We start from the raw sequence: 279 nt of genomic DNA, 5'->3' as shown, positions 1-279 counted from the left end.
CATGGATGACGGCGAAGCCTCGGGCGGCCAGCAGGTCATGAAGTCCCTGCTGCTGCTGGTGGCCCTGATGCGCGACGAGCACCGCCCCGGCGGCTTCGTCTTCATCGACGAGCCCTTCGCTCACCTCGACATCTTCAACATCGACAAGGTCAGTGCCTTCCTCAAGGCCACCCGCGCGCAATACGTGCTGACCACGCCGGTGACCCACAACATCAACGTCTTCCAGCCCTCCGAGCTGACCCTGGTCACCAGCAAGCGCCGGCCCGGCAGCCCCTGGGC

The 279-nt window shown here is 65.9% G+C and carries 1 protein-coding gene; it reads left to right on the top strand.

Annotated features, from left to right (window positions below; genetic code table 11):
- Positions 1–279: P-loop NTPase family protein (locus FLQ44_RS11425; RefSeq protein ID WP_206208846.1), on the top strand; the 279-nt coding region annotated here is incomplete at both ends.

This window comes from Vogesella mureinivorans, assembly GCF_007644035.1.
Taxonomy (GTDB): Bacteria; Pseudomonadota; Gammaproteobacteria; order Burkholderiales; family Chromobacteriaceae; genus Vogesella; species Vogesella mureinivorans.
This window is presented reverse-complemented; position numbering and strand designations above follow the sequence as displayed.